The sequence below is a fragment of the Mucilaginibacter sp. RCC_168 genome, assembly GCF_041355315.1.
Taxonomy (GTDB): Bacteria; Bacteroidota; Bacteroidia; order Sphingobacteriales; family Sphingobacteriaceae; genus Mucilaginibacter.
In genome coordinates this window covers 59,957-84,249 of record NZ_JBFUPN010000007.1, presented here as the reverse complement: position 1 = coordinate 84,249, position 24,293 = coordinate 59,957, and the positions used below count along the sequence as shown (strand labels likewise).

At 42.3% G+C, this 24,293-nt stretch carries 25 protein-coding genes and 1 pseudogene; 19 read left to right on the top strand and 7 right to left on the bottom strand.

Features of this window, described 5'->3' with window-relative positions:
• The first annotated feature begins 2 nt into the window (after positions 1-2).
• The 5 genes and pseudogenes from AB6735_RS07985 to AB6735_RS07965 form a co-directional block, all read left to right on the top strand.
• Entirely contained in the window at positions 3-764 is a 762-nt protein-coding gene (locus AB6735_RS07985; RefSeq protein WP_370995403.1) for a glycosyltransferase family 2 protein, read from the top strand.
• 26 nt (positions 765-790) lie between these two features.
• On the top strand, positions 791-2,092 hold the full coding sequence (locus AB6735_RS07980) for a glycosyltransferase (protein ID WP_370995402.1): 1,302 nt from the start codon (positions 791-793) through the stop codon (positions 2,090-2,092).
• Between the two features lies 1 nt (position 2,093).
• Positions 2,094-3,236, top strand: a complete 1,143-nt coding sequence (locus tag AB6735_RS07975) for a glycosyltransferase family 4 protein (RefSeq protein ID WP_370995401.1) — start codon at positions 2,094-2,096, stop codon at positions 3,234-3,236.
• The gene (locus AB6735_RS07970; RefSeq protein WP_370995400.1) at positions 3,220-3,945 is read left to right on the top strand and encodes a DapH/DapD/GlmU-related protein; all 726 of its coding nucleotides are present in this window, start codon (positions 3,220-3,222) and stop codon (positions 3,943-3,945) included. The genes AB6735_RS07975 and AB6735_RS07970 overlap by 17 nt, the downstream gene beginning before the upstream one ends.
• A 343-nt stretch (positions 3,946-4,288) precedes the next feature.
• Positions 4,289-4,450, top strand: a pseudogene (locus AB6735_RS07965) (DapH/DapD/GlmU-related protein); the annotation flags it as partial.
• 47 nt (positions 4,451-4,497) lie between these two features.
• Here AB6735_RS07965 and AB6735_RS07960 read toward each other — a convergent pair.
• Entirely contained in the window at positions 4,498-5,166 is a 669-nt protein-coding gene (locus AB6735_RS07960; protein WP_370995399.1) for a hypothetical protein, read from the bottom strand.
• A gap of 268 nt (positions 5,167-5,434) precedes the next feature.
• Between AB6735_RS07960 and AB6735_RS07955 the strand changes: the two genes are divergently transcribed.
• Complete coding sequence (locus AB6735_RS07955) at positions 5,435-6,595, top strand: DUF1972 domain-containing protein (RefSeq protein ID WP_370995398.1); 1,161 nt, start codon at positions 5,435-5,437, stop codon at positions 6,593-6,595.
• 4 nt (positions 6,596-6,599) lie between these two features.
• On the top strand, positions 6,600-7,406 hold the full coding sequence (locus AB6735_RS07950; protein ID WP_370995397.1) for a polysaccharide biosynthesis/export family protein: 807 nt from the start codon (positions 6,600-6,602) through the stop codon (positions 7,404-7,406).
• A gap of 105 nt (positions 7,407-7,511) precedes the next feature.
• Here the strand turns inward: AB6735_RS07950 and AB6735_RS07945 are convergent, their stop codons facing one another.
• Both AB6735_RS07945 and AB6735_RS07940 read right to left on the bottom strand, forming a co-directional pair.
• Entirely contained in the window at positions 7,512-8,741 is a 1,230-nt protein-coding gene (locus AB6735_RS07945; RefSeq protein WP_370995396.1) for an MFS transporter, read from the bottom strand.
• A gap of 28 nt (positions 8,742-8,769) precedes the next feature.
• Positions 8,770-9,423, bottom strand: a complete 654-nt coding sequence (locus tag AB6735_RS07940; RefSeq protein WP_370995395.1) for a FadR/GntR family transcriptional regulator — start codon at positions 9,421-9,423, stop codon at positions 8,770-8,772.
• Between the two features lie 181 nt (positions 9,424-9,604).
• Here AB6735_RS07940 and AB6735_RS07935 point away from each other — a divergent pair, with 181 nt between their 5' ends.
• The 4 genes from AB6735_RS07935 (at position 9,605) to AB6735_RS07920 (ending at position 14,951) form a co-directional block, all read left to right on the top strand.
• Positions 9,605-10,414, top strand: coding sequence for an SDR family oxidoreductase (locus AB6735_RS07935; protein ID WP_370995394.1), 810 nt, complete (start codon positions 9,605-9,607; stop codon positions 10,412-10,414).
• A gap of 118 nt (positions 10,415-10,532) precedes the next feature.
• Complete coding sequence (locus AB6735_RS07930; protein WP_370995393.1) at positions 10,533-11,852, top strand: MFS transporter; 1,320 nt, start codon at positions 10,533-10,535, stop codon at positions 11,850-11,852.
• A 166-nt stretch (positions 11,853-12,018) separates the two neighbouring features.
• Complete coding sequence (hscA, locus tag AB6735_RS07925; protein ID WP_370995392.1) at positions 12,019-13,875, top strand: Fe-S protein assembly chaperone HscA; 1,857 nt, start codon at positions 12,019-12,021, stop codon at positions 13,873-13,875.
• Between the two features lie 113 nt (positions 13,876-13,988).
• Positions 13,989-14,951, top strand: coding sequence for a hypothetical protein (locus tag AB6735_RS07920; protein ID WP_370995391.1), 963 nt, complete (start codon positions 13,989-13,991; stop codon positions 14,949-14,951).
• 135 nt (positions 14,952-15,086) lie between these two features.
• Here AB6735_RS07920 and AB6735_RS07915 read toward each other — a convergent pair whose 3' ends face one another.
• Positions 15,087-15,611, bottom strand: coding sequence for a DinB family protein (locus AB6735_RS07915; RefSeq protein ID WP_370995390.1), 525 nt, complete (start codon positions 15,609-15,611; stop codon positions 15,087-15,089).
• 358 nt (positions 15,612-15,969) lie between these two features.
• Here AB6735_RS07915 and AB6735_RS07910 point away from each other — a divergent pair, with 358 nt between their 5' ends.
• Complete coding sequence (locus AB6735_RS07910; RefSeq protein ID WP_370995389.1) at positions 15,970-16,674, top strand: hypothetical protein; 705 nt, start codon at positions 15,970-15,972, stop codon at positions 16,672-16,674.
• A gap of 26 nt (positions 16,675-16,700) precedes the next feature.
• Here AB6735_RS07910 and AB6735_RS07905 read toward each other — a convergent pair whose 3' ends face one another.
• On the bottom strand, positions 16,701-16,991 hold the full coding sequence (locus AB6735_RS07905) for a hypothetical protein (protein WP_370995388.1): 291 nt from the start codon (positions 16,989-16,991) through the stop codon (positions 16,701-16,703).
• Between the two features lie 118 nt (positions 16,992-17,109).
• Here AB6735_RS07905 and AB6735_RS07900 point away from each other — a divergent pair, with 118 nt between their 5' ends.
• Complete coding sequence (locus tag AB6735_RS07900; protein ID WP_370995387.1) at positions 17,110-18,258, top strand: tetratricopeptide repeat protein; 1,149 nt, start codon at positions 17,110-17,112, stop codon at positions 18,256-18,258.
• Here AB6735_RS07900 and AB6735_RS07895 read toward each other — a convergent pair.
• Both AB6735_RS07895 and AB6735_RS07890 read right to left on the bottom strand, forming a co-directional pair.
• Entirely contained in the window at positions 18,255-18,839 is a 585-nt protein-coding gene (locus AB6735_RS07895) for a riboflavin synthase (protein WP_370995547.1), read from the bottom strand. The genes AB6735_RS07900 and AB6735_RS07895 overlap by 4 nt on opposite strands.
• A gap of 239 nt (positions 18,840-19,078) precedes the next feature.
• Positions 19,079-19,576 (bottom strand): SRPBCC domain-containing protein, encoded by a 498-nt coding sequence (locus tag AB6735_RS07890; RefSeq protein ID WP_370995386.1) that lies wholly within the window; start codon positions 19,574-19,576, stop codon positions 19,079-19,081.
• Between the two features lie 78 nt (positions 19,577-19,654).
• Here AB6735_RS07890 and AB6735_RS07885 point away from each other — a divergent pair, with 78 nt between their 5' ends.
• From AB6735_RS07885 to AB6735_RS07860, 6 genes are all read left to right on the top strand, one after another.
• Positions 19,655-20,110 carry an NUDIX domain-containing protein gene (locus AB6735_RS07885; protein WP_370995384.1) on the top strand — a complete coding sequence of 152 codons (456 nt, stop codon included), beginning with the start codon at positions 19,655-19,657 and terminating at the stop codon, positions 20,108-20,110.
• 176 nt (positions 20,111-20,286) lie between these two features.
• The gene (locus tag AB6735_RS07880; protein WP_370995383.1) at positions 20,287-21,261 is read left to right on the top strand and encodes an ABC transporter substrate-binding protein; all 975 of its coding nucleotides are present in this window, start codon (positions 20,287-20,289) and stop codon (positions 21,259-21,261) included.
• A complete protein-coding gene (locus tag AB6735_RS07875; RefSeq protein ID WP_370995381.1) occupies positions 21,262-22,131 on the top strand; it encodes an ABC transporter permease in 870 nt (289 codons plus the stop codon).
• Positions 22,128-22,877 (top strand): ABC transporter ATP-binding protein, encoded by a 750-nt coding sequence (locus AB6735_RS07870; protein ID WP_370995380.1) that lies wholly within the window; start codon positions 22,128-22,130, stop codon positions 22,875-22,877. Before AB6735_RS07875 ends, AB6735_RS07870 begins: the two co-directional genes overlap by 4 nt.
• A 34-nt stretch (positions 22,878-22,911) precedes the next feature.
• Positions 22,912-23,154, top strand: a complete 243-nt coding sequence (locus tag AB6735_RS07865; RefSeq protein WP_370995378.1) for a hypothetical protein — start codon at positions 22,912-22,914, stop codon at positions 23,152-23,154.
• 330 nt (positions 23,155-23,484) lie between these two features.
• Positions 23,485-24,006 (top strand): tetratricopeptide repeat protein, encoded by a 522-nt coding sequence (locus AB6735_RS07860; RefSeq protein ID WP_370995377.1) that lies wholly within the window; start codon positions 23,485-23,487, stop codon positions 24,004-24,006.
• Positions 24,007-24,293: the final 287 nt, after the last annotated feature.

Below are 24,293 nucleotides of genomic sequence, written 5' to 3'. Positions count from 1 at the left end.
ATATGGAAACACATTTAAATATTCCTAAGGTTACCATTATTACTGTTGTATATAATGCGGTTACCACTATTGAAGATACCATACTGAGTGTGATCAATCAAACCTATAGCAATATCGAATACATTATTGTGGATGGTGGCTCAACCGATGGTACTTTACAAGTGATCGATAGGTATAAGGAGCGCATAACCCGTTTTATCAGTGAGCCTGACAAAGGTATAGCCGATGGCTTTAACAAGGGTATTGCCATGGCTACGGGTGATTGGATTGGGATGATCAATGCCGATGATTGGTATGCAATTGATGCGGTAGAGGTGATGATGTTTAATGGTTCGGAAAAAGATGATGTGCGCTGCGGCAACATTATACTGATAGGTAAAAATGGATTTGAGCGGGAAAAAAAGAGCAAGGTGGGTTGGTTGAATTTTGGTATGTACATTATGCACCCCACATGTTTTATCCGAAAAGAAGTTTATCAGAAAACAGGTAAGTACGATATCAGCCTCAAAATAGCGATGGACTTTGATATGTTCCTGCGGATAAAGTATAACGGTTTTGAAATCGCTCACATCGACAAAACCGTGGCTTATATGCGTATGGATGGAGTAAGTAATGATACCGTGAAAATGCACCACGAGGAACTTGCTGTAATGCGCCGGCACTTAAAAGGCCTCAATTATTTTAATTCCTGGCTGTTTAATTATTTGAACCGCTTGCGCTGGAAATATTTTTATAAAGACCCGCTAAGGACACAATTAAATTGAGATAAGCGAAAACCTGATCCCCTGTCATGAAAAAAAAGATACTTATATCAGCTTATGCAATATCTCCTTTTAGAGGATCTGAGTATGGCGCTGCCTGGAATACGGTAATGCATTTGGCTACTCAGCATGAGGTATGGGTGCTTTATGGTATGTCTGATAATTTCATGGGCGATACCCAAACCATGCGGAAATATGTGGAGGAAACGCCTTTAGCTTCTGTACATTTTATTGAGGTACAGCCTGGGCGTTTGGCTAAAGCTATTACCCTGTTGGATAAGGCCGGCCTGGGTTGGTTTTTTTATTTTGCTTATTACCTGTGGCAAAAAAAAGCCTTGAAGGTTGCCCGCGAGGTTTTAAAAACCGTTGATATTGATGTGGTACACCAGTTAGGGCCAATCGGATACCGGGAACCCGGTTTTTTATGGAAACTGAATAAACCCATGGTGTGGGGCCCGATAGGGGGGATGAACATCATCAATAAAGAGTTGCTGAAAGGGAAACCTTTTTCAACCAGATTGAAATTCAAGGTTAAAAACGCCATCAACCATATCCAGCTCAATTACTCCAGGCGCATCAGGGAGGCATTTTTGCAAGCCGATGTGCTGATAGCAGCCACATCGGCCGGGCAGCAAACTATTCGCGGAAAGTTCGGCGTGGATAGTTATTACCTGTCTGAACAAGGCATCATCAGCCATGCTTTTTTGGACGAATCAAAATTTGATCATATTAACCAGCAGGTTCAATTGGTATGGTCGGGCACACTTATCGAGCGTAAAAACTTCGACATGTGCCTGGATGTACTGGCAAAGATTAAACAGAATAATTGGATGCTGCACATACTCGGTAATGGTCCAATGAAAGAAAAATTACAGCAAAAGGCCGTCGAATTAAAATTAAGCAATCGCATAATATGGTATGGGCACATACCCCGACCAGAAGCTATCCGTGTAATGTCGGGAGCTCACCTGCATATCATCACCAGTATAGCCGAAGATAACCCGGCTGTGATATTTGAAGCTTTAACGTACGGCGTACCTACATTGACTATGGATCATTGTGGCATGGGTAACGTGATCTGTAATAAATGCGGCATCAAAATAGATCTGGATACCTACGATACCATTGTTAATAATATGAGCGCTGCCCTGGAGGATGTGCTGGCAAATCCACATAAACTGGTTGATCTGGCTCAAACCACCATAGCGTGCGCCGCCGAACATAACTGGGATAAGCGGCTTGTGCAACTGAACAATATGTATGAGGAGGCTATCCGGATACGTGAAAAACGTTACCATTCGTCATCCTCACTAACTACATTAACTGCCTGATATGCTTGCCAACGGTCAACATAAAACAATCAAATTAGGTATTGATGCTAAGTGGTTCTTCAAAGGGCCGCCGAGCGGGAACATGGTGGTGAAAAACCTGGTGAACGAGATGGTGAATAACCCTAATGATCAGTTTCAGCTTTACCTGCTCATTACCCGCGATTGTAAAAAGCAGGCAGTTGAATATTTTCCTTCATCCGTAAAACTCATTTTTTTACCTGCTATTCCCAATATGTTATCCAACATGTTATTGGTGCCTTTAATAGCCAGTGTATACGGTTTGCAAGCGGTGCTTTTTCAAAACTTCAGCAGTTTGTGGCCCAATAGGTTACGTAAGATAGTTTATATCCACGATGTGTTGTTTTTGGATTATCCGCAGTATTATTCGGGTTCTGAGATCGCGTATTTCAGTAAAATGAAACGTTTAGCCGCCAAAGCCGATATGATCATTACCATATCCAATTCAGAAAAGGAGCGGTTGATCAAAAACAACGTTGCCGGCGAAAACAGGATAGCTGTTGTTTATCATGGTATCAACCATGCCTTTAAAACGCGGGCAAATTATAGCGGCGAAAGTATCAATAGTTTTATGCATAGGTATAACTTGCCCGCCAAATACTTGTTGTATGTTGGGCGCGTTAATATCCGGAAAAATATATTTCACCTGGTTAGCGCCCTGAACCAGCTGGATGACAAAGCTATTAAACTGGTTGTTGCCGGTGAGTTAGGCAGCGATATCAATTTATTGAAAGATCATATCCAGGCAGAAGGTGTTTCGCACCGGGTGATATTCACCGGGCATGTGCCCGAGGAAGATCTGTATCTGATCTATGCCAATGCTACTGTTTTCTGCTTCCCCTCATATGCCGAAGGTTTTGGCCTGCCGCCGCTGGAAGCCATGCAATGCGGAGTACCAGTGGTAGTATCACAGCGTACTGCTATGCCCGAAGTTTGCGGAGACGCAGCCATCTATATTGATCCTGATCATCCCGAAGATATTGCCGAAAAAATTAATTTTTTGTTGAATGATGAAGTGCTATACCAAAAAAAGGTACTGGAAGGGATTGATCATGCTAAGAAATTCTCCTGGCAGGTGTCGGCAAATGGAATATTAAAACTAATAGGCGATGCATACATTAATTGAAAAGGTAATTCGCAAGCTTAAAAATAACCCTGATTATAAGTTCGAGAACGATTATAGTTTGCGGGAGCTGTCGGTTATTTTATGGGGCAGGGGCCGGCAATTATCCCGCGGTGTATGGAAACGGATGTTTTTTAAAAGATCGGATGGCTTGGTATTCATCGGCTCGCACGTCAATATCAAGCACGCTTACCTGTTTTCGGCGGGTAAAAATCTTATTATTGAAGATCATGTTTATATCAACGCCTTGTCGTCCGAAGGTATTACCATCAAAAATAATGTTTCCATTGCCCGCAATTGCACCCTGATCTGTACAGGTGTTATCGCGCAAAAAGGTAAGGGAATTATTGTGGGCAACTGTAGTGGTATTAACGCGGGTACTTATTTAGGCGGTCAGGGTGGTATTGAAATTGGAGATAATGTGATTATTGGCCCGGGAGTTAAAATATTTTCAGAAAACCACAACTTTGCCGACTTTAACATCAATATTAAGGATCAGGGCGTAACCCGGAACGGCGTTTTTATCCATGACAACTGCTGGATAGGCGCAGGCGTAACCATATTGGCAGGGGTAACCATAGGTGAGGGCTGCGTTATAGCTGCAGGCAGTATTGTTACCAAAACAGTGGCACCACATTCGGTAGTAGCCGGGGTGCCCGCTAAAATTTTAAAAAAACGCGGCGAATTGCTTAGTCAGGAAGTACCGGTATAAAATAACAACCATGCTCAGAAATAATTTTAATAAGTTTAAAGGTTCGGTACTTTACATGGTATGCGGTATCATAGGCTGGTTGCCTTTTCATACGCTGCGGATATTTTTATTACGGATGCTGAAAGCAAAAATAAGCTGGAAGACCGGTTTGTACAGAGGATTTGAAGTAAGAAGCCCATGGAAATTGAGCATTGGCGCGGGTACCATTGTTGGGCACAACGCCTTGTTGGATGGGCGAATGGGTTTAACCATTGGCAATAATGTGAACATCAGCAATGAGGTTATGATCTGGACCCTGCATCACGACTATAATAGCACCGATTTTGCGCAAACAGGGCAACCGGTAATTATTGAGGATTATGTTTGGTTGTGTTCCCGTACAGTTATTTTACCCGGTGTTACCATTGGTAAAGGCGCTGTAGTTGCTGCCGGCGCTGTGGTTACCCGTAATGTACAACCCTATACAGTGGTTGGTGGTGTGCCCGCCAAACCCATAGCCAAACGCAATGAAAATCTAACTTATGATCTGAGCGATGCGGTTTTACCCATTATTTAATACCACCATTTGATTCCTGTTTTGAGCACCCGCATGGGATTGCCTCCAAAAATAGAGTTTTCGCCACTCAATGTTTTGGTTACCATGGAGTTGGCTGCCACTACACTGCCCGATGGTATTACCGCCCCCTTCAATATAGTGCACTTACAGCCCACCCAAACGTTATCGCCAATGATGATCTCTTTAGGATGGTTAAAAACCTCGCCTGTAGTTTCGTCGGCAATATGATGAAAGTCGGTATCCATTACTAATGATTCCCATGATATGCCGCTATGATCGCCGATCGTTATTTTTTTGGCAGCAACAATGGCACACTCGGTGCTCATGTTAAAATCATCGCCAAAAGTAAGCTCGGCATTTTTAAAAACGTTGATTTTACAGCCATGCATAATAAATGCCCTGCCATTAAAAACAACATCCCCGTCTACTTCCCATACTGCTCTTGATCTTTTAAAGTCGGTAATTCCAATAGCGCCGTAACCAATTTGTATCAGGGCGGTTCTGATAGGCGCGTTGATAATTACCCTGCCTTTTGTTTTGTGCAGAAACACGTTACGTGATATTAATACCGGGAATTTGATGGCGGTTTTAAAAGGGAAATATCTGAAGTTAAAAATGATGCTCTTTAAATTGATCCTGCTCAGAAATTTGAATACTTTGATCATTGTTTAATTATTATTTAGGGGTTTTATACACATAAGTATAATAATTCTTTATTAAAAAGTATAATGTTTTTTCATAATTACCTATACTTTTCCGTTTATTTTATTCACTCACTTTTTTAACAACCTGTTTGTTCACATAGGCTTTTGACGAAGCTTTTACCTGTGTTTCTACGTATAATTATACATGGTTCTATCAGAAGATATAGCTGATGGCCATGACCCTAAAATATTGATAAATTATTGATGAAAATATTAAAAATATATTATTATGCGTATAGCTATCATTGGAACCAGGGGTATTCCAAACCATTACGGCGGTTTTGAACAATGCGCTGAGTACCTTGCCGTTGGCTTGGCCAAAAAAGGTTATGAGGTAGTTGTTTATAACTCTCATAACCACCCGTACCAGGAAAAAACCTGGAATTCTGTTGAGATATGCCATTGCTACGATCCGGAGTTCAAACTTGGAACAGCGGGACAATTTTTATACGACTATAACTGCATAAAAGATTTAAAGAAAAAAAAGTTCGATGTTATTCTTCAATTGGGCTACACCAGCAGTTCTGTATGGGGTTGGCTTTTACCACGAAATTCTGTAGTTACCACTAATATGGACGGCCTGGAGTGGAAAAGGTCGAAATATTCCAAACCGGTTCAGGCATTTTTAAGATTTGCCGAAAAACTGGCCGTTCGCTACAGTGATCATTTAATAGCTGATTCTGTAGAGATACAACGATACCTGGAACATAAGTACAATAAAAAATCAACCTATATTGCTTACGGTGCAGAGATCTTTGATCAGCCCGATCCAGCGGTGCTTGATGAATTTAAACTTGACCCATACCAGTATGATATGTTGATTGCTCGCATGGAACCCGAAAATAGCATTGAAACCATTTTAGATGGAGTGGTTAAGGCTGGTACCAACCGGGAGTTTTTAGTGGTGGGTAATACTAATAATGATTTTGGTACTTATTTAAGGGCTAAATTTGCTAATTACCATAATATTAAATTCTGTGGCGGTATATATAACATGAATAAACTCAATAGTTTGAGATATTACTCTAATTTATATTTTCATGGTCATACGGTTGGCGGTACCAATCCTTCGTTGTTAGAGGCTATGGCATCCAATGCCCTTATCTGCTCAAATGATAATAAATTTAACAGGGCTATTCTGGAAAATGACGCCCTGTATTTTAGCGATGCCGATGATGTTGTTTTTAACCTGCTTACCGGTAATAAAAACGAGGCCCACTATACTCAGCTAATGGAGAACAACAAACAAAAAATAACAGAGCTTTATACCTACAACAGGATCGTCGATTTATATGCCGATCATTTTGAATGGATCATGGCAGAACGCGGAAAAGCTTATCAACCCAAAACGGTTAATCCTGAAGTATCATTCCTTTTAGAAAATTTATAGATCAATGCGAATTAATAGATTAATAAGCTATTTACCGTTACTTTTTACGGTAAGCGCCCTTACCATGCTTTTGGGTTCATGTTCATACAAACAAAATCAAGCCTATTTTGAACAAAATTCAAAAGCGCAGACCGCTCCTGTGAGAACGGATGATTATAAGATAGCTGATTATAAAATTAAGGCAGGCGATATTTTGCGTGTCCGGAATTTGCAAAGCATTAAACTTATTACCGACGAGGCCAGCGCCGCCAGCAGTACAGACCAGGCATCGTCTGGCGGGAGTACCCAGGCATTGGATTACCAGGTGGAAAGTGATGGAACTATAGCCCTGCCGGTAATTGGACGGGTACAGGTAGCAGGTTTATCAAGACTGGAAACATCAAAAAAATTGGACGACTTATACCGTCAAAACGTACTTAAAAACCCCATTATTGAGGTTAAGGTGATCAATTTAAAAGCAACGCTGGTAGGAGAGGTAAAAAGACCGGGCAATTATCCATTGCTTAAAGATGGAACCACCCTGATGGAAATATTAGGTGAAGCAGGGGGACTAACCGACAAAGGCAACGAAAAAAAAGTGAAGATTGTGCGGGGAGGGGGATTGCAAAGCAAGCAAATTATTGAGGTTGATCTTGACGATGTGGCCTCATTAACAAATCCAGAAACCATTATTCAGAACCAGGATATCATTTATGTGGAACAAAACAGGCGCGCTATACGTAATGAGAAATTACAGAACATTACTACCATTGCCCAACCGGCTCTGCTTTTATTGAATACGGCTTTAATTATTCTTACACTTAGAAAATAAGTTAGCCCTGCATCTAAACCTGATTACTGTTTGCACTACCTACAAAGTATGATCCCCGGGCATAATCTGCCCGGGGATCTGTTTTTTTGGATAAAAAGCCGTGAACTAAGCCAGTTTTTTCTTTTTTACCTCCAGGTTGGGTAAAAAGGCGGTAAGTATACCAATCAAAGGCAGATACGCGCATACATGAAATACATAGCTAATGCTGGTGCTATCTGCCAGCTTGCCTAATATAGCTGATCCTAAGCCGCCCATTCCAAAGGCAAAGCCGAAAAACAGGCCCGCTATCATGCCCACCTTTCCGGGCATCAGCTCCTGTGCATACACCAGTATGGCCGAAAATGCGGAGGAGATAATTATACCGATGAGTACAGATAAGATGCTTGTCCAGAATAAATTGGCATAGGGAAGCATCATGGTAAACGGCGCCACGCCGAGTATGGAGATCCAGATAATGTATTTACGGCCAAAACGATCGCCCAATGGGCCCCCTAAAAGCGTACCTGCCGCAACTGCTGCCAGGAATAAGAATAAATAAAGCTGTGAGCTTTGCACGCTCAAATGAAATTTATCGATCAGGAAAAAGGTGTAATAGCTGGTGATACTGGCCAGGTAAAAGTATTTAGAAAATATAAGTACAATAAGAATAGCCAATGAAAAACCAATACGCCTGGATGATAATTGATGGGTTGCTGTAACGGCATGAGTTGTTTTAGCTTTGGGTAATGCAAAGGCTTTATACCAGTTACCGATATAAATTAAAATGACGATGGCCAGCAGCGCGGCTAACGAAAACCACATTACACTGCTTTGGCCAAAAGGTACCACAATTAAGGCAGCCAGCAATGGGCCAAGCGCGCTGCCTGCATTACCCCCCAATTGAAATATAGATTGTGCCAATCCGCGTTTACCGCCTGATGCCATGTGGGCCACCCTTGACGATTCCGGGTGAAATATGGATGAACCGACGCCTATCAGTGCCACTGCCAGAAGTATTGAATAAAAACCCCGAGCAAATGCCAGGCATACCAGACCTGTTAAGGTAAAGCCCATGCCAACAGGTAACGAATACGGTTTGGGCTTTTTATCGGTATACATCCCCACAAACGGTTGCAACAAGGAGGCGGATAGCTGGTAAGTTAAGGTCACTAACCCAATATCGCTAAAGCTTAAATGATAGCTGGTTTTAATGAGCGGATAAATAGATGGAATGACCGACTGCAGCATATCATTCAGCAAATGAGAAAGGCTAATGGTGAACAAGATAGAGTAAACCGTTTTCTCAGCTATGGTTTTGGTTTGTTCCAATGGCGCAGTTAAAATTTTATTCGTCATATCATCTGATGATTAAAGGTAAAAAAATTTATCGTTGTATTATTTGTGTAATGCAGTCCCAGGCTTTTTTCTCATCGCGGTTTTTAATACTTTCATAAAGTTCTTCATGAAGCGTATCCTGAAATATGGTAACATCCGGATATATTTTAAGGAACCAGCTTTTAAGCTGTATGGAAAATGATTGGTAAAGATCGGTCAGGATAGGGTTACCGGCTGCTTCGGCAATGCTCATGTGAAACTCAATGTCGGCTTCTATGCATTCTTCCATCGAACCTCCATGTGCCATAGCTGTTCGTTTATCTAATTTGGCTTTTATCTTTTTTAGATCCTCCTCTGTACGGTTGGCCGCGGCTTTTTCGGCTATTTTCATTTCGAGCAGCTGGCGTACCTCGTCAAGGTCATGGGCTTCGGCGCGCTTTAGGCGCTGATGAAAAGGCTCGTTGATACCGGCAGGGGCTTCAATAAAAGTGCCTACACCTTGTTGTACCCGTAATAATCCGGAATTGGCCAAAATACGGATAGCCTCGCGCACAGACGACCGGCCTACACCAAACTGTTTCATCAGTTCGGGCTCGGTAGGTAGTTGCTCGCCGGTTTTGTATTTGCTATCGGCAATAGCTTTGCGCAATTGTTCGGCAACTTCCTCGGCAAGTGATCTTTTATGGATAATGTTTATCATCATATCATCTGATGACTAAAGTATGAACTTTCTTTTTGGAAACAAAATTTAATTTAAAAATGATAAATCGCTGGCATCATCGTTACTTTTTTTAATGTGCAATATTTATAAATTTATAAGCCGATAAAATCCTATTTTCACGGCTCCAAAGTCAAACGTAAAGCATAAGATATTAATCAATAAGATGAAGAAAGTAATTTTAGTAACCGGAGCATCATCTGGTTTGGGCCTGGCCACAGCCAGCGCACTATCGGCCCAGGGACACACAGTTTACGGCACCAGCCGCAATCTGAAACGGATCAGTAATGTTTCGTTTACGCCTCTGGAGATGGATGTTACTAACGATGCCTCGGTAAACGCGGCCATTGCAACCATCATCAAGGCTGAAGGCCGTATTGATGTAGTAGTAAATAATGCGGGTAACGGTATTGCCGCGCCCCTATATGCTGTGCAGGTTGATGACGCTAAAAAGCAGTTCGAAGTAAACTTCTTTGGTGTGGTACGTGTAAATAGCGCTGTGTTACCGGGCATGATCGAGAAAAAACAAGGCCTGGTAATCAACATCAGTTCCTTAGCCGGTTTATTTGGTTTGCCATACCAGGGTTTGTACAGTGCCTCAAAATTTGCTATTGAAGGATATTCTCAAAGCTTACGTATGGAACTGCAAAACGCAGGTGTTAAGGTGGCCGTAGTTAACCCTGGCGACTTTAAAACCGATTTTACCGGCAGTCGGGAAAAAGTACCTTTTACGCTCCCAAACGAGCAGTTGAAAAAAGAGTTTGAAGCAGCTGTAGCCAGTATGGAAAAAGATGAAAGCATAGGTGGCGAAGCCAGCAAGGTAGCTGATCAGGTTTGCAAGATTGTAGCCAAAGCAAAACCGGCGCACAATTACCTGGTAGGGGCATTGGGTCAAACCATTGTGCCTACACTTAAAGCCATACTGCCGGGCTCCATATTTGTGAAACTGATGAATGATCATTACGGGATAAAGTAATTTAGTGAGTAGTGGAATAGTGAGTGGTGAATGAAAGGAGTAGGATTTAATTATTCACCACTGATCACTCACTACTCACCGTCCACTCACTGCTCATCACTTAACCACTCACCATCTAATGGAAACAGTAAAAAATAATAAGAAAACCATTTGGGCCTGGGCCATGTTTGATTGGGCCAACCAGGCTTATAATATGGTAATTTTATCTACCATATTTCCGGCCTACTATGTGGCTATTACCCAGGAAAACAACCCGGGGGGCATGGTTACCTTTTTTGGTCATCGGTATATTAATACGGTGCTGTCAACTTACGTGTTAGGGCTCTCATACCTGATCATCGTATTTTTGCTGCCGATACTAACCTCCATTGCCGATTATAAGGGCCATAAAAAGCTATACATGCAATTGTTTACCTGGGTGGGAAGCCTGGCCTGCGCGGGTATGTTCTTTTTTACCATGCATACCTTCACCTTTAGTATGGTTTGCTACGGCTTAGCATCTATAGGTTATTGCGGTGGTTTTGTGTTTTATAATTCCTATCTGCCGCAAATAGCCACAATTGATCAGCAGGACGCCGTGAGTGCTAAAGGTTTTATTTATGGTTTTGCTGGCAGTATTGTGGTGCAGGTGCTTTGCTTTGTGTTTGTATTATCACCCAAAACATTTGGTATTACCGATGATGTTGCCGCACGTTTGTCATTCCTCATAGTAGGTATCTGGTGGATAGGCTTTTCGTTTATCGCTTTTTATATGCTGCCTAAGGGGCAGCCCAATGCAGGTTCGCATGAATATAATGTGTTAACCGGCGGATTTAAGGAGCTGGGCAAGGTTTGGCGAAAAGTAAAAGAGTTGCCTTTATTAAAGCGATTTTTACCCGCTTTTTTCTTTTACTCGGTAGGGGTACAAACCATTTTGCTGGTGGCCGCCAATTTTGGAGCTAAAGAACTAAAAATGCCCGAGGAAGACCTGATCATTATCATTCTGCTCATACAGATAGTTGCTATCATCGGCGCAGCCATAACCGCGAAACTATCGGCTAAATATGGTAACACCAAAGTGCTTGCAGGGATAGTTGGTGTCTGGTGCATCATATGCGGCAGTGTTTATTTTGTGGCTAACGCCCACCAGTTTTATGCTGCCGCTGTGGTAGTAGGACTGGTTATGGGTGGTGTACAGTCGTTGTCAAGGTCAACCTTTTCCAAGTATATCCCAGCCAATATCCCGGATACGGCATCGTATTTTAGCTTTTACGACGTTACCGAAAAGCTGTCTATCGTAGTAGGCCTGTTTGCATTCGGTTTTGTAGAATCCGTAACCCATGAAATGCGCGATTCAGCCTTAATGCTCGATTGCTTTTTTGCGATGGGATTGATTTTGTTACTATCATTAATTGTAGTAGAAGCAAGGGTTAGATCAGCAGAATCTTTAGCGGCGTAATTGTCAGAATCAGAATTTACAGAATTAAAGGATTTTCAGAATTGAATTCCTCCCTAATTCTGTTAATTGAAAAATTCTGTAAATTCTGATTCAGACAAAATTACACATTCAAAAGACACACCATCCCCTAAAACTAAGTACATTTGCGGCTTGTTAAGTAACTACCATGGCTAAAGTTTCAATCAACCTGGCAACGGGTTCCATACAAAAAGAAGATATTATTGTGGGTATCGACCTGGGTACCACCAATTCCTTAGTGGCGTTCATCACCCCGGAGAAAAATCCGCTGGTTATCAATGATACTGGTAAAGGTGTCCTGGTGCCGTCTGTTGTACATTTCGGGCCAGCGGGCGATGTTTTGGTAGGTAACGAGGCCAAAGAATTTTTAATAACCGATCCGCAGAATACCGTTTTCTCGGTAAAACGCCTGTTGGGTCGCAGTTACCATGATATCGAAAATTATAAGGACTTTTTCTCGTACAAAGTTATCGACGATGATACCGAAAGCTTAGTGAAGATTAAGGTTGGCGATAAGTTTTATACCCCGATAGAGCTATCGGCCCTGATATTAAAAGAACTAAAAGCCCGCGCCGAGCACGCGCTGAAAACCCCGGTGAACCGTGCGGTGATCACCGTGCCTGCCTATTTTAACGATTCTCAGCGCCAGGCCACACGAGATGCCGGTAAATTGGCCGGACTGGATGTATTGCGCATCGTGAATGAGCCAACTGCCGCGAGTTTGGCTTATGGCATTGGCTTAAAACCCGAAGAAACCAAAACGATTGCAGTATATGACCTGGGCGGTGGTACTTTTGATGTGTCTATACTGCAAATACAGAACGGCATTTTTGAAGTATTAGCCACCAATGGCGATACATTTTTAGGCGGTGATGATTTTGACCGACTGATTGTTGACTATTGGATTGAGAGGAATCAACTAAATAAAGCTGAAATTATTGCCAATAACGAACTGGCACAACAACTTCGCCTGAAAGCCGAAGAAGCCAAAAAAGCCTTCGCCCACCAAAGTCTATTTAACGAAAAAATAGGGGAGATCTGGTGTACATTGGATCGAACCACGTTCGAAGAGTTGATCATGCCAAAGGTACAGCAAACCATCACGGCCTGCCAAAACGCGCTGAAGGACGCTAAACTGACCATTAAAGAGATCGATGAAGTGATTATGGTTGGGGGATCGACGCGTACAGCATTGGTTAAAAAAATGGTGGCTGAGTTCTTCGACCGCCCCGTGCATGATGATGTGAACCCTGATGAAGTGGTGGCCCTGGGTGCTGCTATACAGGCCGATATTTTGGCCGGCAACCGTAAAGATATTTTATTGCTGGATGTTACCCCGCTGTCCTTAGGTATCGAAACTATGGGCGGCCTGATGGATGTCATCATCCCGCGTAACTCCAAAGTACCTACCAAAGGGGGCAGGCAATATACTACCTCCATTGACGGACAGGTAAACATGAAGATCGCCGTTTACCAGGGTGAGCGCGACCTGATCAAAGAAAATCGTAAACTGGCTGAATTTAACCTTAAAGGCATCCCATCTATGCCGGCCGGTTTCCCCAAAGTTGATATTAACTTTTTACTGAATGCCGACGGCATCCTTACTATACAAGCTATCGAACTGCGCTCTGGCGTGAAACAGGAAGTGGAAGTAAAACCTACTTATGGTATTACCGACGAGCAGGTAGAACAAATGCTGATGGACAGCATTACCCACGCTAAGGACGATGTAAACCAGCGTATGCTGATAGAGGCCCGTACCGAAGGCGAACAAACGGTATACGTGGTGGAACGCTTTTTGCAAAAGAACGGTGATTACGTTACGGTTGCAGAAATTGCTGAAACACATAAGCATTTGGTGGCTTTGAAAGAGTCGCTGGTGTCTGGGGACAAAGACCTCATCCTGAAACGTATTGACGAGATCAATGAATTTACCCGGCCATTTGCCGAGCGCCTGATGGATCAGGCCATCAGCACCGCCATGAAGGGTAAGAGTATCGAATAATAGACATTGTTAACAAAAAACAAATAATGAGAATCAAGATATTAGAGTCAAGAATCAAGAAAAAAGTGTTATGTTCTGAAAAAAGTAGATTCCTGGTTCTTGTCTTTTGTCTTTTGACTCTTACTTTAAATGGGGTTTATGCAAATGACCTTCATTATATCCATAAAGACACTACGCTAAAAAGCGTAACCACGCTAGATACCCTGCAATATGATTCGCTGATGAAACGCCTGGCCAACGGCGATCAAACCGGCAGATGGCCCGTGAAAAAAGCGCCATATCCTTTGCCTGGTGCTATTTTGCCCTTCAACCGCATTGTAGCTTATTATGGTAATATGTACTCCAAAAATATGGGTGTACTGGGCGAATACGCGCCCAAAGAGATGCTTGCCAAGCTCAAAGGCGAAGTTAAAGTATGGGAAAAAGCCGATACCCTTACACCAGTTGTACCCGCACTGCATTATATCTGTGTAACTGCCCAGGCAGATGCCGGTAGAAACGGGTTGCATAATTTACGGATGCCTTTTAGAGAGATCGACAAGGTGCTGGACATGGCCAAACAGATCAACGCTATTGTGTTTTTAGATATACAGGTAGGTTTCAGCACCATGAAGACCGAACTGCCCCTGCTGGAGAAATATATGAAAATGCCCAACGTACACCTGGGTATCGACCCGGAATTTTCTATGAAAGAGGGGAGTGTACCGGGCAAACGCATAGGTACTTTTGATGCCGATGATATTAACTACGTAACCGGCTATTTAAGCAGCCTGGTAAAAAAATACAATCTGCCACCCAAAATATTTGTGATCCACCGATTTACCAAACGCATGGTAACCAATTATAAGGATATCAGACTACGTAACGAGGTACAGGTAGTGATGGATATGGACGGTTGGGGCGGTCCCGATCTGAAAAAGGGTACCTATAAATATTTCATAGCCCAGGAACCTGTACAGTTTACCGGTTTTAAGCTATTTTATAAAAACGACATCAAGAATGCGCCTCACCGCATGCTTACCCCCAAAGAAATTTTAAACCTGAAACCCGCGCCTATTTACATACAATACCAATAGGTTTTGTTATTCTACTAATACTGTCATTTCGAGGTACGAGGAGAAATCTTTTACTACTTGCATATCGCTTGCAAAAGATCTCTCCTCGTACCTCGTTCGAGATGACATTTCTTTTCCATTATGTAATGGCATTCTTTATAACATTTCTGGTGGAGGCGTTACCCCTTTTAAGCGCAGATAAACCGTAGCTTGACCGCGGTGGTGCGTCTGATGTTCAAAAGCTTTACCTAAAACAATAGCCTTTGGCAGATCTTTACCGCCAAATTTCATGCTTTCCTGTAGCTGGGCCGGAGTCATGCCCTGTATCGAGCTGATCACAAAATCGTAACTGTCCATTACTGCTTTGGTAGTAGCGGCTTTTGTTTGCTCAACAGTTTTTTCGGCTGATGTTTTTCCAAGCGGACTTGCTTTGCCGCTTACCGAAGAAGAGAAAAAATAATTGGCATCTGTTAAGTGTAGCATTTGTCCGGCAAAGGATCTCATTTCGGGCGTTGGTTTAAAGCTGTAATCATCATCAGGCATGGCATCCAGGTAGGTTTTGGTGAAGTTTTTGGCGCGCTGCCATTCGGCAACTATTTGATCGGTAGTAACCTGGGCACGCACTGTTGCGCAGGCGAAAACAGTTACCATGAAGGTAAGCAGCAGGGTTAATTTTTTCATGATTTAATAGTTTTAAGATTGGTTATTTTGGTTGATACTAAGTTATTAAATTCCCTTGTCATGCTGAATGATTGAAGCATCTATTTTGCGATATACCTATTGAAGAACATCCTTCGTTCTTACTCATGACGTATTGTAGAATATAAAAGGCCTGGTCAGTCTGAGCCTGTCGAAGACTCGCGCGTAGGGGCCTTACCCGCCATGGTTCGACGGGGCTCCATGATACCCCTGTTTTATCTTTAAGCTGAAACCATCTAAACCACGGGTTAGAAACCCGCGGCAGCAGCGGAAGAGCGCTTAGTGAAATTTGTTTATATCCAATTAAAAATGCAGTTTTAAGCCTTCTAAATTTTATCACATGAAACCCCTATACACCTGCCTTACGCTTGTCTTATTAACCCTGTTTACCCTGCAAGTATCTGCACAGAACATGAATGCGAGAATGAATGCTGTTAATAATATCTTGAACAAGCAGTTTACTCAATCACAAATGCAGATGCAGATGCAAATGCAAATGCAAAACAGGATGAATATGTCCTTTTTTAACCAGAAGAATGGAAACTATAATTATGACTATGTTTATGTAATAACTATGGCCGATAGCTCTAAAAGACAGGTTTACTCAAAAATATATTTAGATACTACCAAGCATAAAAACTACTTGTTGTTTTTAGACAGGAATCTTCCTAAAACTGATCCAAACAAGATCAAGAAAATATATGCCAACGAAACCCTGAGCATTGAACGTAATCTTGCCGGAGGTGGGGTGATTGATGATAAATGGTATAAGGGGGTAGCAAAAGACAGCTGCTGGATGTTTAAAGTAATATCCGGGCCTATTAATGCTTATTCGGTATTAAGCGAGGAAGATGGTTCTAAATTTATGCCGGAAACATTGGTAGGCATCCAAAAAGGAGATGGTCCCATATTACAAGTTTCTGCCGAAAATTTAATGCCCATGGTTGAGCAAAACGCTGATGCTTTTGGATACGCTAAAACAAAAAACTATTACGAAGCCATTAAAAAATACAATCAGGATGCAGCAAAGGCTGCAAAAAAATAGATCCCCGTTTCCGGGGATTTGAATTTTTATGATTTGTTAAGGGCTTCCTGTTCTTTGAGCGCCTGGATGTTGTTGTTATCGCTAAATGAGTCGGTTTGTTTGGCGAATTCTTCCAGGAGGCTAATGGTGTTGTCCAGATTGTCGGCTACGCGCTGGTGCATGTCCGGAAGGTCTTTTTCCAGTCTTTTATCGCCAAGTTCTATATTATCTACTTCAATTTTGGCCAGCTTGGTAATAATAGCCTGCTGACTATTTTTTAGGTCTTCCAATTCATGGACAATTTTCTCCATCAGTCCAAACTTCTTTAACTTATCCATATTGTTAGGGTTTTTAATTAAAAGTATATCTCATTAACTCTAAAAAATAAAAATTGTTTAGAATTTGGATTATTGGTCTATAACTAATACTTTAGTTTTAAACTAAAACATTAGTTATATGAAAAACCTTGTATTATCTTTTTTACTTATTTTTGGTCTGTCAGTAATGGTTAAAGGCCAGCAACAACCGGCTGTAAATGATTCTTTATTGCTCGATTATTATCAGAATCAGCGCTTCGCGGAAGCGGCCGATTATCTCAAAAAAACATATCCCGAACCGGTAAACAATATCCGTGTGCTGGGCAAGCTGGCTTATACCTCGCAAATGGCTGGGCGGCTTCCCGATGCGGAAGGGTACTATCAGCGGATATACGATACCGACTCCACTAATACTGTAGCCTTGTTTAGCCTGGGAGCCATTAACCTGCGCCGGGGTAATAATGTAAAGGCTGAGACTTATTATAAAATGATAGCCCAAAAGGATAGCACCAATTTCCTGGTGTACAAGCAGCTGGGTAAAATTGCTTCCGATGAAGCCGATTTTGGCAGCATGATCTATTATCTGCAGAAAGCTAATAAGCTGAATCCGGCTGAGCCAGATGTAGCCTCCGATCTGAGCGATCAGTATGTAAATCTGAAACAATATCCCGCGGCCGAAAAGGTACTGAACGCCGCTATTGCCGGTGATCCCGAAAATATGATCTTATTGCAAAGCCTGCTCAAACTGGTATCATCGCAGGATAAGTTTGAAGAAACTAAAAATACCTGTTTAAAATTGATAGACTTGGGTAACCGTTCGGGCTATGTACTAACCAAACTGGGTGTGGCTTATTATAATCTTAAAAACTATACCTGTAGCGTGGAAACCTTCGCTGATATCTCTATGATTGAGCAGACGGAAACGAGCTTTTATGTAGCTGCCCTGGCATACAAAGCGCTTAAAGATCAGCCCAAAGCCATCCAAAATCTGGACAATGCTATTAAGGAAGGTATATCATCCAACATCGGCGATTATTATGCGGAAATGGCCGATAGCTACGAGGTACGAAAGAAATTTCAAAAGGCTGTTTGGGCCTATCAAAAAGCGCTGCAGTTTTCGGAGAAACCGATATTGTATTACCTGTTGGCTTCGGTTTATGACACTGAGCTTAAAAATAAGTCGCTTGCCTTAAAGTATTATAAGAAATATACCAATAGCAAACCACCCGAAAAGCAGCAGAAGTATGTGGTTTATTCCAAATCGAGACTGGACGAGTTGGCGCGTTAACGCTGCATCAAGCGGGCAACATATTTGCCAATGATATCAAACTCCAGGTTCACGACAGAACCTTCGCGCACGTTGTGCAGATTGGTATGCTCAAAAGTATAGGGAATAATAGCTACCGAAAAGCTATTGGCCCTGGAGTTAACTACGGTTAAGCTGATACCGTTAACACAGATAGAGCCTTTTTCGACAGTGACATTGCCGGTGGAGGCATCGTACTCAAAAGTATATTCCCAGCTGCCATCGAGTTCCTTAAAGGCAATGCAAACAGCGGTTTGGTCAACATGACCCTGAACGATATGACCATCGAGGCGGGCATTCATTTGCATACAGCGTTCCAGGTTTACAGGTTCACCCACTTCCAGGTGGCCCAGGCTGCTTTTGTTTAGTGTTTCTTCAATAGCGGTAACTACATGCAGGCCATCGGCCAGTGCCACTACCGTTAAACAAACCCCGTTATGCGCTACCGATTGGTCGATCTTCAATTCATGCGAAATCGCCGATTCAACAGTGATATGCAAATTGCCCTGCTCTTGCTGCAAATCGGTTACTTTACCCAAAGTTTCTATAATTCCTGTAAACATATACCCTCCCGACTCCCGAAGAGGGAGCTTTTTGATGACCATCAAAGCTAAAGAATATCGTTGAGGTTTTTTGTCAGCGGAAAATGAAAAAACGATAAATATCTTCGTTTGTCATCCTGAGGAACGAAGGATCTATTAATGAACTATGTATATTGAATAATAGATGCTTCACTCCGTTCAGCATGACAAAATTAAAATGAAATAATCCTGTCAATACTCTTAATCAAGGTTCAGACAAATTATTTAAAACTGGTAGCTATATCCACTCTTTTATTCCGTAGATCCTTACCGCCTTCGATCACCGATTTCAGGTTGGTGAGGTAGAACGTCCATCCGAGCTGGCATTGTACGTACAGGTTTTTGGCAGGGTCATTTTCCAGAGGGATATTTTCCTGAGTAAGTTCAATGAGCGTGAGTCCATACTTGTTCTGAATATCAATGGTGACAATACTTCCGCCGGTAAAGGTAAATTTGAGCAGGTCGGAGCCATTATTTTCCAGTACCTGGCCGTTCTCAACCGTGTCATTATCAAAGCCGTGCCAATACCAGGAGTAGGTGTCTTCCTTGCTGATGAATTCGTCTTTTTCGCGCTGGCGGCCAACTATGGTAAAAAAATCAGCCTGGCGTAAAAACCAGCTTTCGAGCCCGGCAGGAGTGGCCCAGGCCTCATAAATATTGCGAACATTGGTATTAAAATCTGCGGTTAGTTTAAAGGTTGTCCAGCGGTTGTCAGTCATATATAAATAGGCATTGTTTGATATAAAAATAATCATAATACCTCACCCTTTTATTAACTTGCTTTTAAATATTAGCCCATGGGTAAACAAAGCGCAGGAATACTATTATACCGGAAAACTGAAGGTAAACTACAGGTTTTCCTGGTGCATCCGGGCGGCCCATTCTTTAAAAATAAGGACAACGGTAGTTGGTCGGTGCCCAAAGGTGAGTTTTTGGATGACGAAGACCCGCTGGAGGCTGCCAGGCGTGAATTTGAGGAGGAAACAGGGCAAGTGATCACAGGTGAATTCATCAAGTTAAACCCGATCACTCAAAAGGGTGGTAAAAAAGTGCATGCCTGGGCCATAGCTGGCGATATAGACCATTTGACCATCAAAAGCAATTACTTTGAAATGGAGTGGCCGCCGCGATCTGGCAAACAGCAATCATTTGCGGAGGTGGATAGGGCGGAGTGGTTTGATATAGAAACAGCCAAAGTGAAGATCAACCCGGCGCAGGCAGAGTTAATTGATGAGTTGATTGAGAAGTTATAGTGATGACTACGGGAGATAGGACTTTAAGACTATGGGACAAGCCCAATCATCAATGGTTTTTATTCAACAATCCCATAGGCCCCAAATCCCATCATCCCAAAAATCCCTTTGTAAAACTAATTTCACCTTTTGTCGTTCTGCTTTTACCTTTATGGGCAATTACATAACTTAGTAAAATGAAGTTTTTTAAATATCTACCTATAGCTTTTTTATTGATCTCGATCGTATCGTGCAAACCAAAACCCAAATCGACAAGTATCCCCGTAGTGGGTTTTGTGGATGCTTTTGAGGATGCCACCATATCGCAAGCCCGCACCGGTTTTACGGATGCCCTTAAAAAAGGAGGCTTTAGCGAGGAAAAAAAAACAGTGCAGATAGAATACAGTAACGCCCAGGGCAATATTCCTACACTAACCCAGATCGTGAATCATTTTGTTTCTGAAAATGTTGATCTGCTGGCTACCTGTACAACCCTTTCTACCGTTACGGCAATACAAAAAACCAAAACTATACCCATTTTTGCTATGGTATCGCCTGTGCCCGAGCGTATGCATGTGCTTAATGCCAGCGGTAAAGCACCGGCTAATCTTTTTGGCGCGGTTGAAGATTTGAACTATATAGATACTTCATTTGCTATCATCCCCAAATTACTGAAACCTAAAGGGTCAAAACTGGTGATCGGCATGATCTATAACCAATCAGAGCCACAATCAACAGACGCGTTAAACCGGATCAAATCACTGGCCGAAAAGCAAAATGTGACTATCATGGCCCTGCCACTAAATTCTTCAGCGGATGCGCAACTGGTTACGCAATCTCTGCTGAATAGGAATATTGATGCTTTTTTTGCTAACCCGGATAATACGGTTTTTGCATCGTTTGAGACTATTTTGAAGAGCTGCAACCAGAAAAATGTGCCTATATTTACCAGCGAGGCAGGCTTGGTACAGCGCGGTGCTGTAGCCGCTTTTGGAGCCGATATTTACCAATGGGGTTACCAGGCAGGCGAACAGGCGGCTTACTTTCTGAAAAATCATAAAACCGATGGACTGGCACCTCAAATGGTGAAGATCAGGAAACGGGTGTATAACCCAGCTGCTGCCAAAAAATATAATATTACGGTACCCTCAAATTTTGAGGCTGTTAAATAAATGGATTTCTATCTCACCACGGTAACACTGGGACTTTGCTATGCGGCTTTGGCGCTGGGTATTTATATCTCCATGAAGATATTTAATATCCCCGACATCACTACCGATGGCAGTTATGCGCTGGGTGGCGCGGTTACGGCTGTGATGCTGACGCACCATCAATCGCCATACATTATTTTACCCACGGTGATCATAGCCGGTGGTATAGCCGGGGCATTAACAGGCCTCATCCATACCAAACTTAAAATAAATGCTCTGTTGGCCGGTATCCTGGTCATGACAGCCTTGTACTCTGTAAACCTTACTGTTATGGGGCGTTCTAATATACCGCTCAGTAATTTACCTTCCATATTCTCGTCGATGCAAGTGGTGGCCGACATTAACCAGAATACGTTTTGGATCTTACTGGTATTTGTAGCGGTGATCACTTTTTTGATAGGGTACCTGCTTAAAACAGATTTTGGTATAGCTATGCGGGCAACAGGCAACAGCGAATCTATGATCCGTGCGCTTGGAGTTAATACTGATAGGATGAAGATCACCGGTTTGGCATTGGCTAACGCGCTAACGGCCCTGAGCGGCTACTTTTTTGTACAATCGCAGGATTTTGCCGATATCAATATGGGTATAGGTATCGTTATCGTTGGCCTGGGTTCGGTTATTATAGCCGAGTCGCTGATCAACTGGCTGCGTATCACCAGCGTTTGGCTCAGTTTAATTTTGGTGTTGGCCGGGGCGATAGTATTTCAATTGGTACTGGCGGTTACCCTGGCTATCGGCGTCGACCCGAATATGCTTAAAATAGTTACCGCTGTTTTTGTATTGCTTATAGTTAGTTTACCCCGTTTATCATCACTCAGATCATCATGATAGCGATAAACGACGTACATAAGGTTTTTAACAAGGGTAAAGCCAACCAGGTTAACGCGGTTAATGGCATCACCCTGAATATTGCAGAGGAAGAGTTCCTGGTGATCGTGGGCTCTAATGGCTCGGGTAAAACTACGCTGCTTAACCTGGTAGCCGGAAGTGTATTCCCGGATGCGGGTAATATCAGCATAGATGAAAATAACGTCAGTAAACTGCCAGATTACCGCCGCAGCCAATGGATTGCCAGGGTGTTCCAGAATCCCGTGAGCGGTACGGCATCCGATCTGAGCATTTTAGATAATTTCAGACTGGCTGCTATACGTACTAAGGCCAAAGGCTTATCTATCGGTGTTAATGATCAATTCAAACGGCAGGTTAAAGAAAAAATAGCCACGCTGGGTATGGGGTTGGAGAATAAGATAGAGCAATCCATGGGTACGCTTTCGGGCGGGCAACGCCAGGCTTTAACATTACTAATGAGCGTGATGGATAGCTGCAAGGTATTGTTGCTGGATGAACCTACCGCCGCGCTTGATCCCCGTTCGGCAGAAGTGGTGATGCGTACAGCTGATAAACTGATAACTGATTTTAAACTGACTGCCATATTGATCACCCATAATCTCAAAGATGCCTATAATTATGGCACAAGGATCATACAAATGAGTGAGGGACTGGTATTGCGCGATCTGAACAACAAACAAAAGTCAGATTTAAAGCAAAATGACCTTTTTGACTGGTTCAGTTAAAAAATGGCAAAGTAATTGTATAGTGATGGGTACTATGAAGAACAACAATTTTGAACCCATACTCGATGCTTACCAGTTAGTAAGCGGCGCCAAAATAAAAGGAAAAAAACAAGACGAAATATTTGAACTGGGCATATATGATGCTTTAAAAAGAGGGTACACCCTATATCCTTTGGAGCATGGCGTAAAATATGACGATTTCAGCGTGATCGTCTCCGAAAAAGAATTAAAGAACAATTTTTTGATAGAAGGTTCTAAGGCTGCGATCGCTGCTTAAATCTTTCTGATAATAGGAGACACATGTAATGTGTTTCTACATTTTTGTTTTACGTAGAGACGCATCAATGCGTCTCATATCCCGCATTTACCCACCATTTGGCAATTTCGATCAATAAGTGTAATTTTGTAAAAAAAAATAAATGATGCTGTTTAATAATTCATTCTGCTTTAAAAATATGATGTGGCCCATGGTGGCCCGGCAGAAGGGTTGTGCATCAATGATACTCTTCTCCAGTCCGTTTTAGAAAATTCATCACCACGGACAGAATTTATTACATCATTATTTATTTATGCTCACCGCAGGTGGGCTTTTGCAATTTTAAAATTTATGAACACTTACTATACTATCGAAGAGAAGTATCTGCAGGCTATCGATAAAATATCATACGGGAAAACACCCAAAGCGCTTAAATTACTGAACGAGATCATCAGCAACGATCCATTATATGCACGTGCCCATCACCAGTTAGGGATGATATATTATTACGAGATCAAGGATTACCAAACTGCGGGCTACCATTTCAAAACCTGTATGGAGCTGGAGCCATCCTTCCCGGATAACTATACGCACTACCTTGATCTGCTTGTTTTTCTGAACATGGAGAAACTGGTGAATACCATATCAACCAAAGCCCTAAACACTCAAGGAGTGGATGCTGCCGGTATATATGACTTGCTTGGCTTGTTCTATGAAAAAAACAAGCAATGGACAAAAGCTTTAGACGCCTATCAGAAAGCTTTTATGGAGGTAACTGAAAATAACGAAAAGGTTGATATTGAACTGAGCCTGAAACGGGTTCAGTCAAAAATGAAACAAACCTTGGCTTATACCTATCAGATTACGGAGTAAAAGCCAATTAAATAAATAAACGCGTGATTGCGAGGTACGAAGCATCTCTATACTTTACAGAGCCGATCTGCTAATCGGGGATTATTAATATTTTGATTGTTTTATATCTGTATTAATGAGCTCCCTGCGGTCGGTTGTCTTCGTACCTCACAATAACGCGTTTTCTATAAAACAACAAAAGCGGGCATGCCCGCTTTTGTTGTTTTAGCCTTTAGCCTTTAGCCTTTAGCCTTTAGCCTTTAGCCTTTAGCCTTTAGCCTTTAGCCTTTAGCCTTTAGCCTTTAGCC

Coding starts and splice junctions, on each gene's coding strand:
- AB6735_RS07985 (WP_370995403.1), top strand. CDS start 3: ATGGAAACACATTTAAATATTCCTAAGGTTACCATTATTACTGTTGTA.
- AB6735_RS07980 (WP_370995402.1), top strand. CDS start 791: ATGAAAAAAAAGATACTTATATCAGCTTATGCAATATCTCCTTTTAGA.
- AB6735_RS07975 (WP_370995401.1), top strand. CDS start 2,094: ATGCTTGCCAACGGTCAACATAAAACAATCAAATTAGGTATTGATGCT.
- AB6735_RS07970 (WP_370995400.1), top strand. CDS start 3,220: ATGCATACATTAATTGAAAAGGTAATTCGCAAGCTTAAAAATAACCCT.
- AB6735_RS07960 (WP_370995399.1), bottom strand. CDS start 5,166: ATGATCAAAGTATTCAAATTTCTGAGCAGGATCAATTTAAAGAGCATC.
- AB6735_RS07955 (WP_370995398.1), top strand. CDS start 5,435: ATGCGTATAGCTATCATTGGAACCAGGGGTATTCCAAACCATTACGGC.
- AB6735_RS07950 (WP_370995397.1), top strand. CDS start 6,600: ATGCGAATTAATAGATTAATAAGCTATTTACCGTTACTTTTTACGGTA.
- AB6735_RS07945 (WP_370995396.1), bottom strand. CDS start 8,741: ATGACGAATAAAATTTTAACTGCGCCATTGGAACAAACCAAAACCATA.
- AB6735_RS07940 (WP_370995395.1), bottom strand. CDS start 9,423: ATGATGATAAACATTATCCATAAAAGATCACTTGCCGAGGAAGTTGCC.
- AB6735_RS07935 (WP_370995394.1), top strand. CDS start 9,605: ATGAAGAAAGTAATTTTAGTAACCGGAGCATCATCTGGTTTGGGCCTG.
- AB6735_RS07930 (WP_370995393.1), top strand. CDS start 10,533: ATGGAAACAGTAAAAAATAATAAGAAAACCATTTGGGCCTGGGCCATG.
- hscA (WP_370995392.1), top strand. CDS start 12,019: ATGGCTAAAGTTTCAATCAACCTGGCAACGGGTTCCATACAAAAAGAA.
- AB6735_RS07915 (WP_370995390.1), bottom strand. CDS start 15,611: ATGAAAAAATTAACCCTGCTGCTTACCTTCATGGTAACTGTTTTCGCC.
- AB6735_RS07910 (WP_370995389.1), top strand. CDS start 15,970: ATGAAACCCCTATACACCTGCCTTACGCTTGTCTTATTAACCCTGTTT.
- AB6735_RS07905 (WP_370995388.1), bottom strand. CDS start 16,991: ATGGATAAGTTAAAGAAGTTTGGACTGATGGAGAAAATTGTCCATGAA.
- AB6735_RS07900 (WP_370995387.1), top strand. CDS start 17,110: ATGAAAAACCTTGTATTATCTTTTTTACTTATTTTTGGTCTGTCAGTA.
- AB6735_RS07895 (WP_370995547.1), bottom strand. CDS start 18,839: ATGTTTACAGGAATTATAGAAACTTTGGGTAAAGTAACCGATTTGCAG.
- AB6735_RS07890 (WP_370995386.1), bottom strand. CDS start 19,576: ATGACTGACAACCGCTGGACAACCTTTAAACTAACCGCAGATTTTAAT.
- AB6735_RS07885 (WP_370995384.1), top strand. CDS start 19,655: ATGGGTAAACAAAGCGCAGGAATACTATTATACCGGAAAACTGAAGGT.
- AB6735_RS07880 (WP_370995383.1), top strand. CDS start 20,287: ATGAAGTTTTTTAAATATCTACCTATAGCTTTTTTATTGATCTCGATC.
- AB6735_RS07875 (WP_370995381.1), top strand. CDS start 21,262: ATGGATTTCTATCTCACCACGGTAACACTGGGACTTTGCTATGCGGCT.
- AB6735_RS07870 (WP_370995380.1), top strand. CDS start 22,128: ATGATAGCGATAAACGACGTACATAAGGTTTTTAACAAGGGTAAAGCC.
- AB6735_RS07865 (WP_370995378.1), top strand. CDS start 22,912: ATGAAGAACAACAATTTTGAACCCATACTCGATGCTTACCAGTTAGTA.
- AB6735_RS07860 (WP_370995377.1), top strand. CDS start 23,485: ATGAACACTTACTATACTATCGAAGAGAAGTATCTGCAGGCTATCGAT.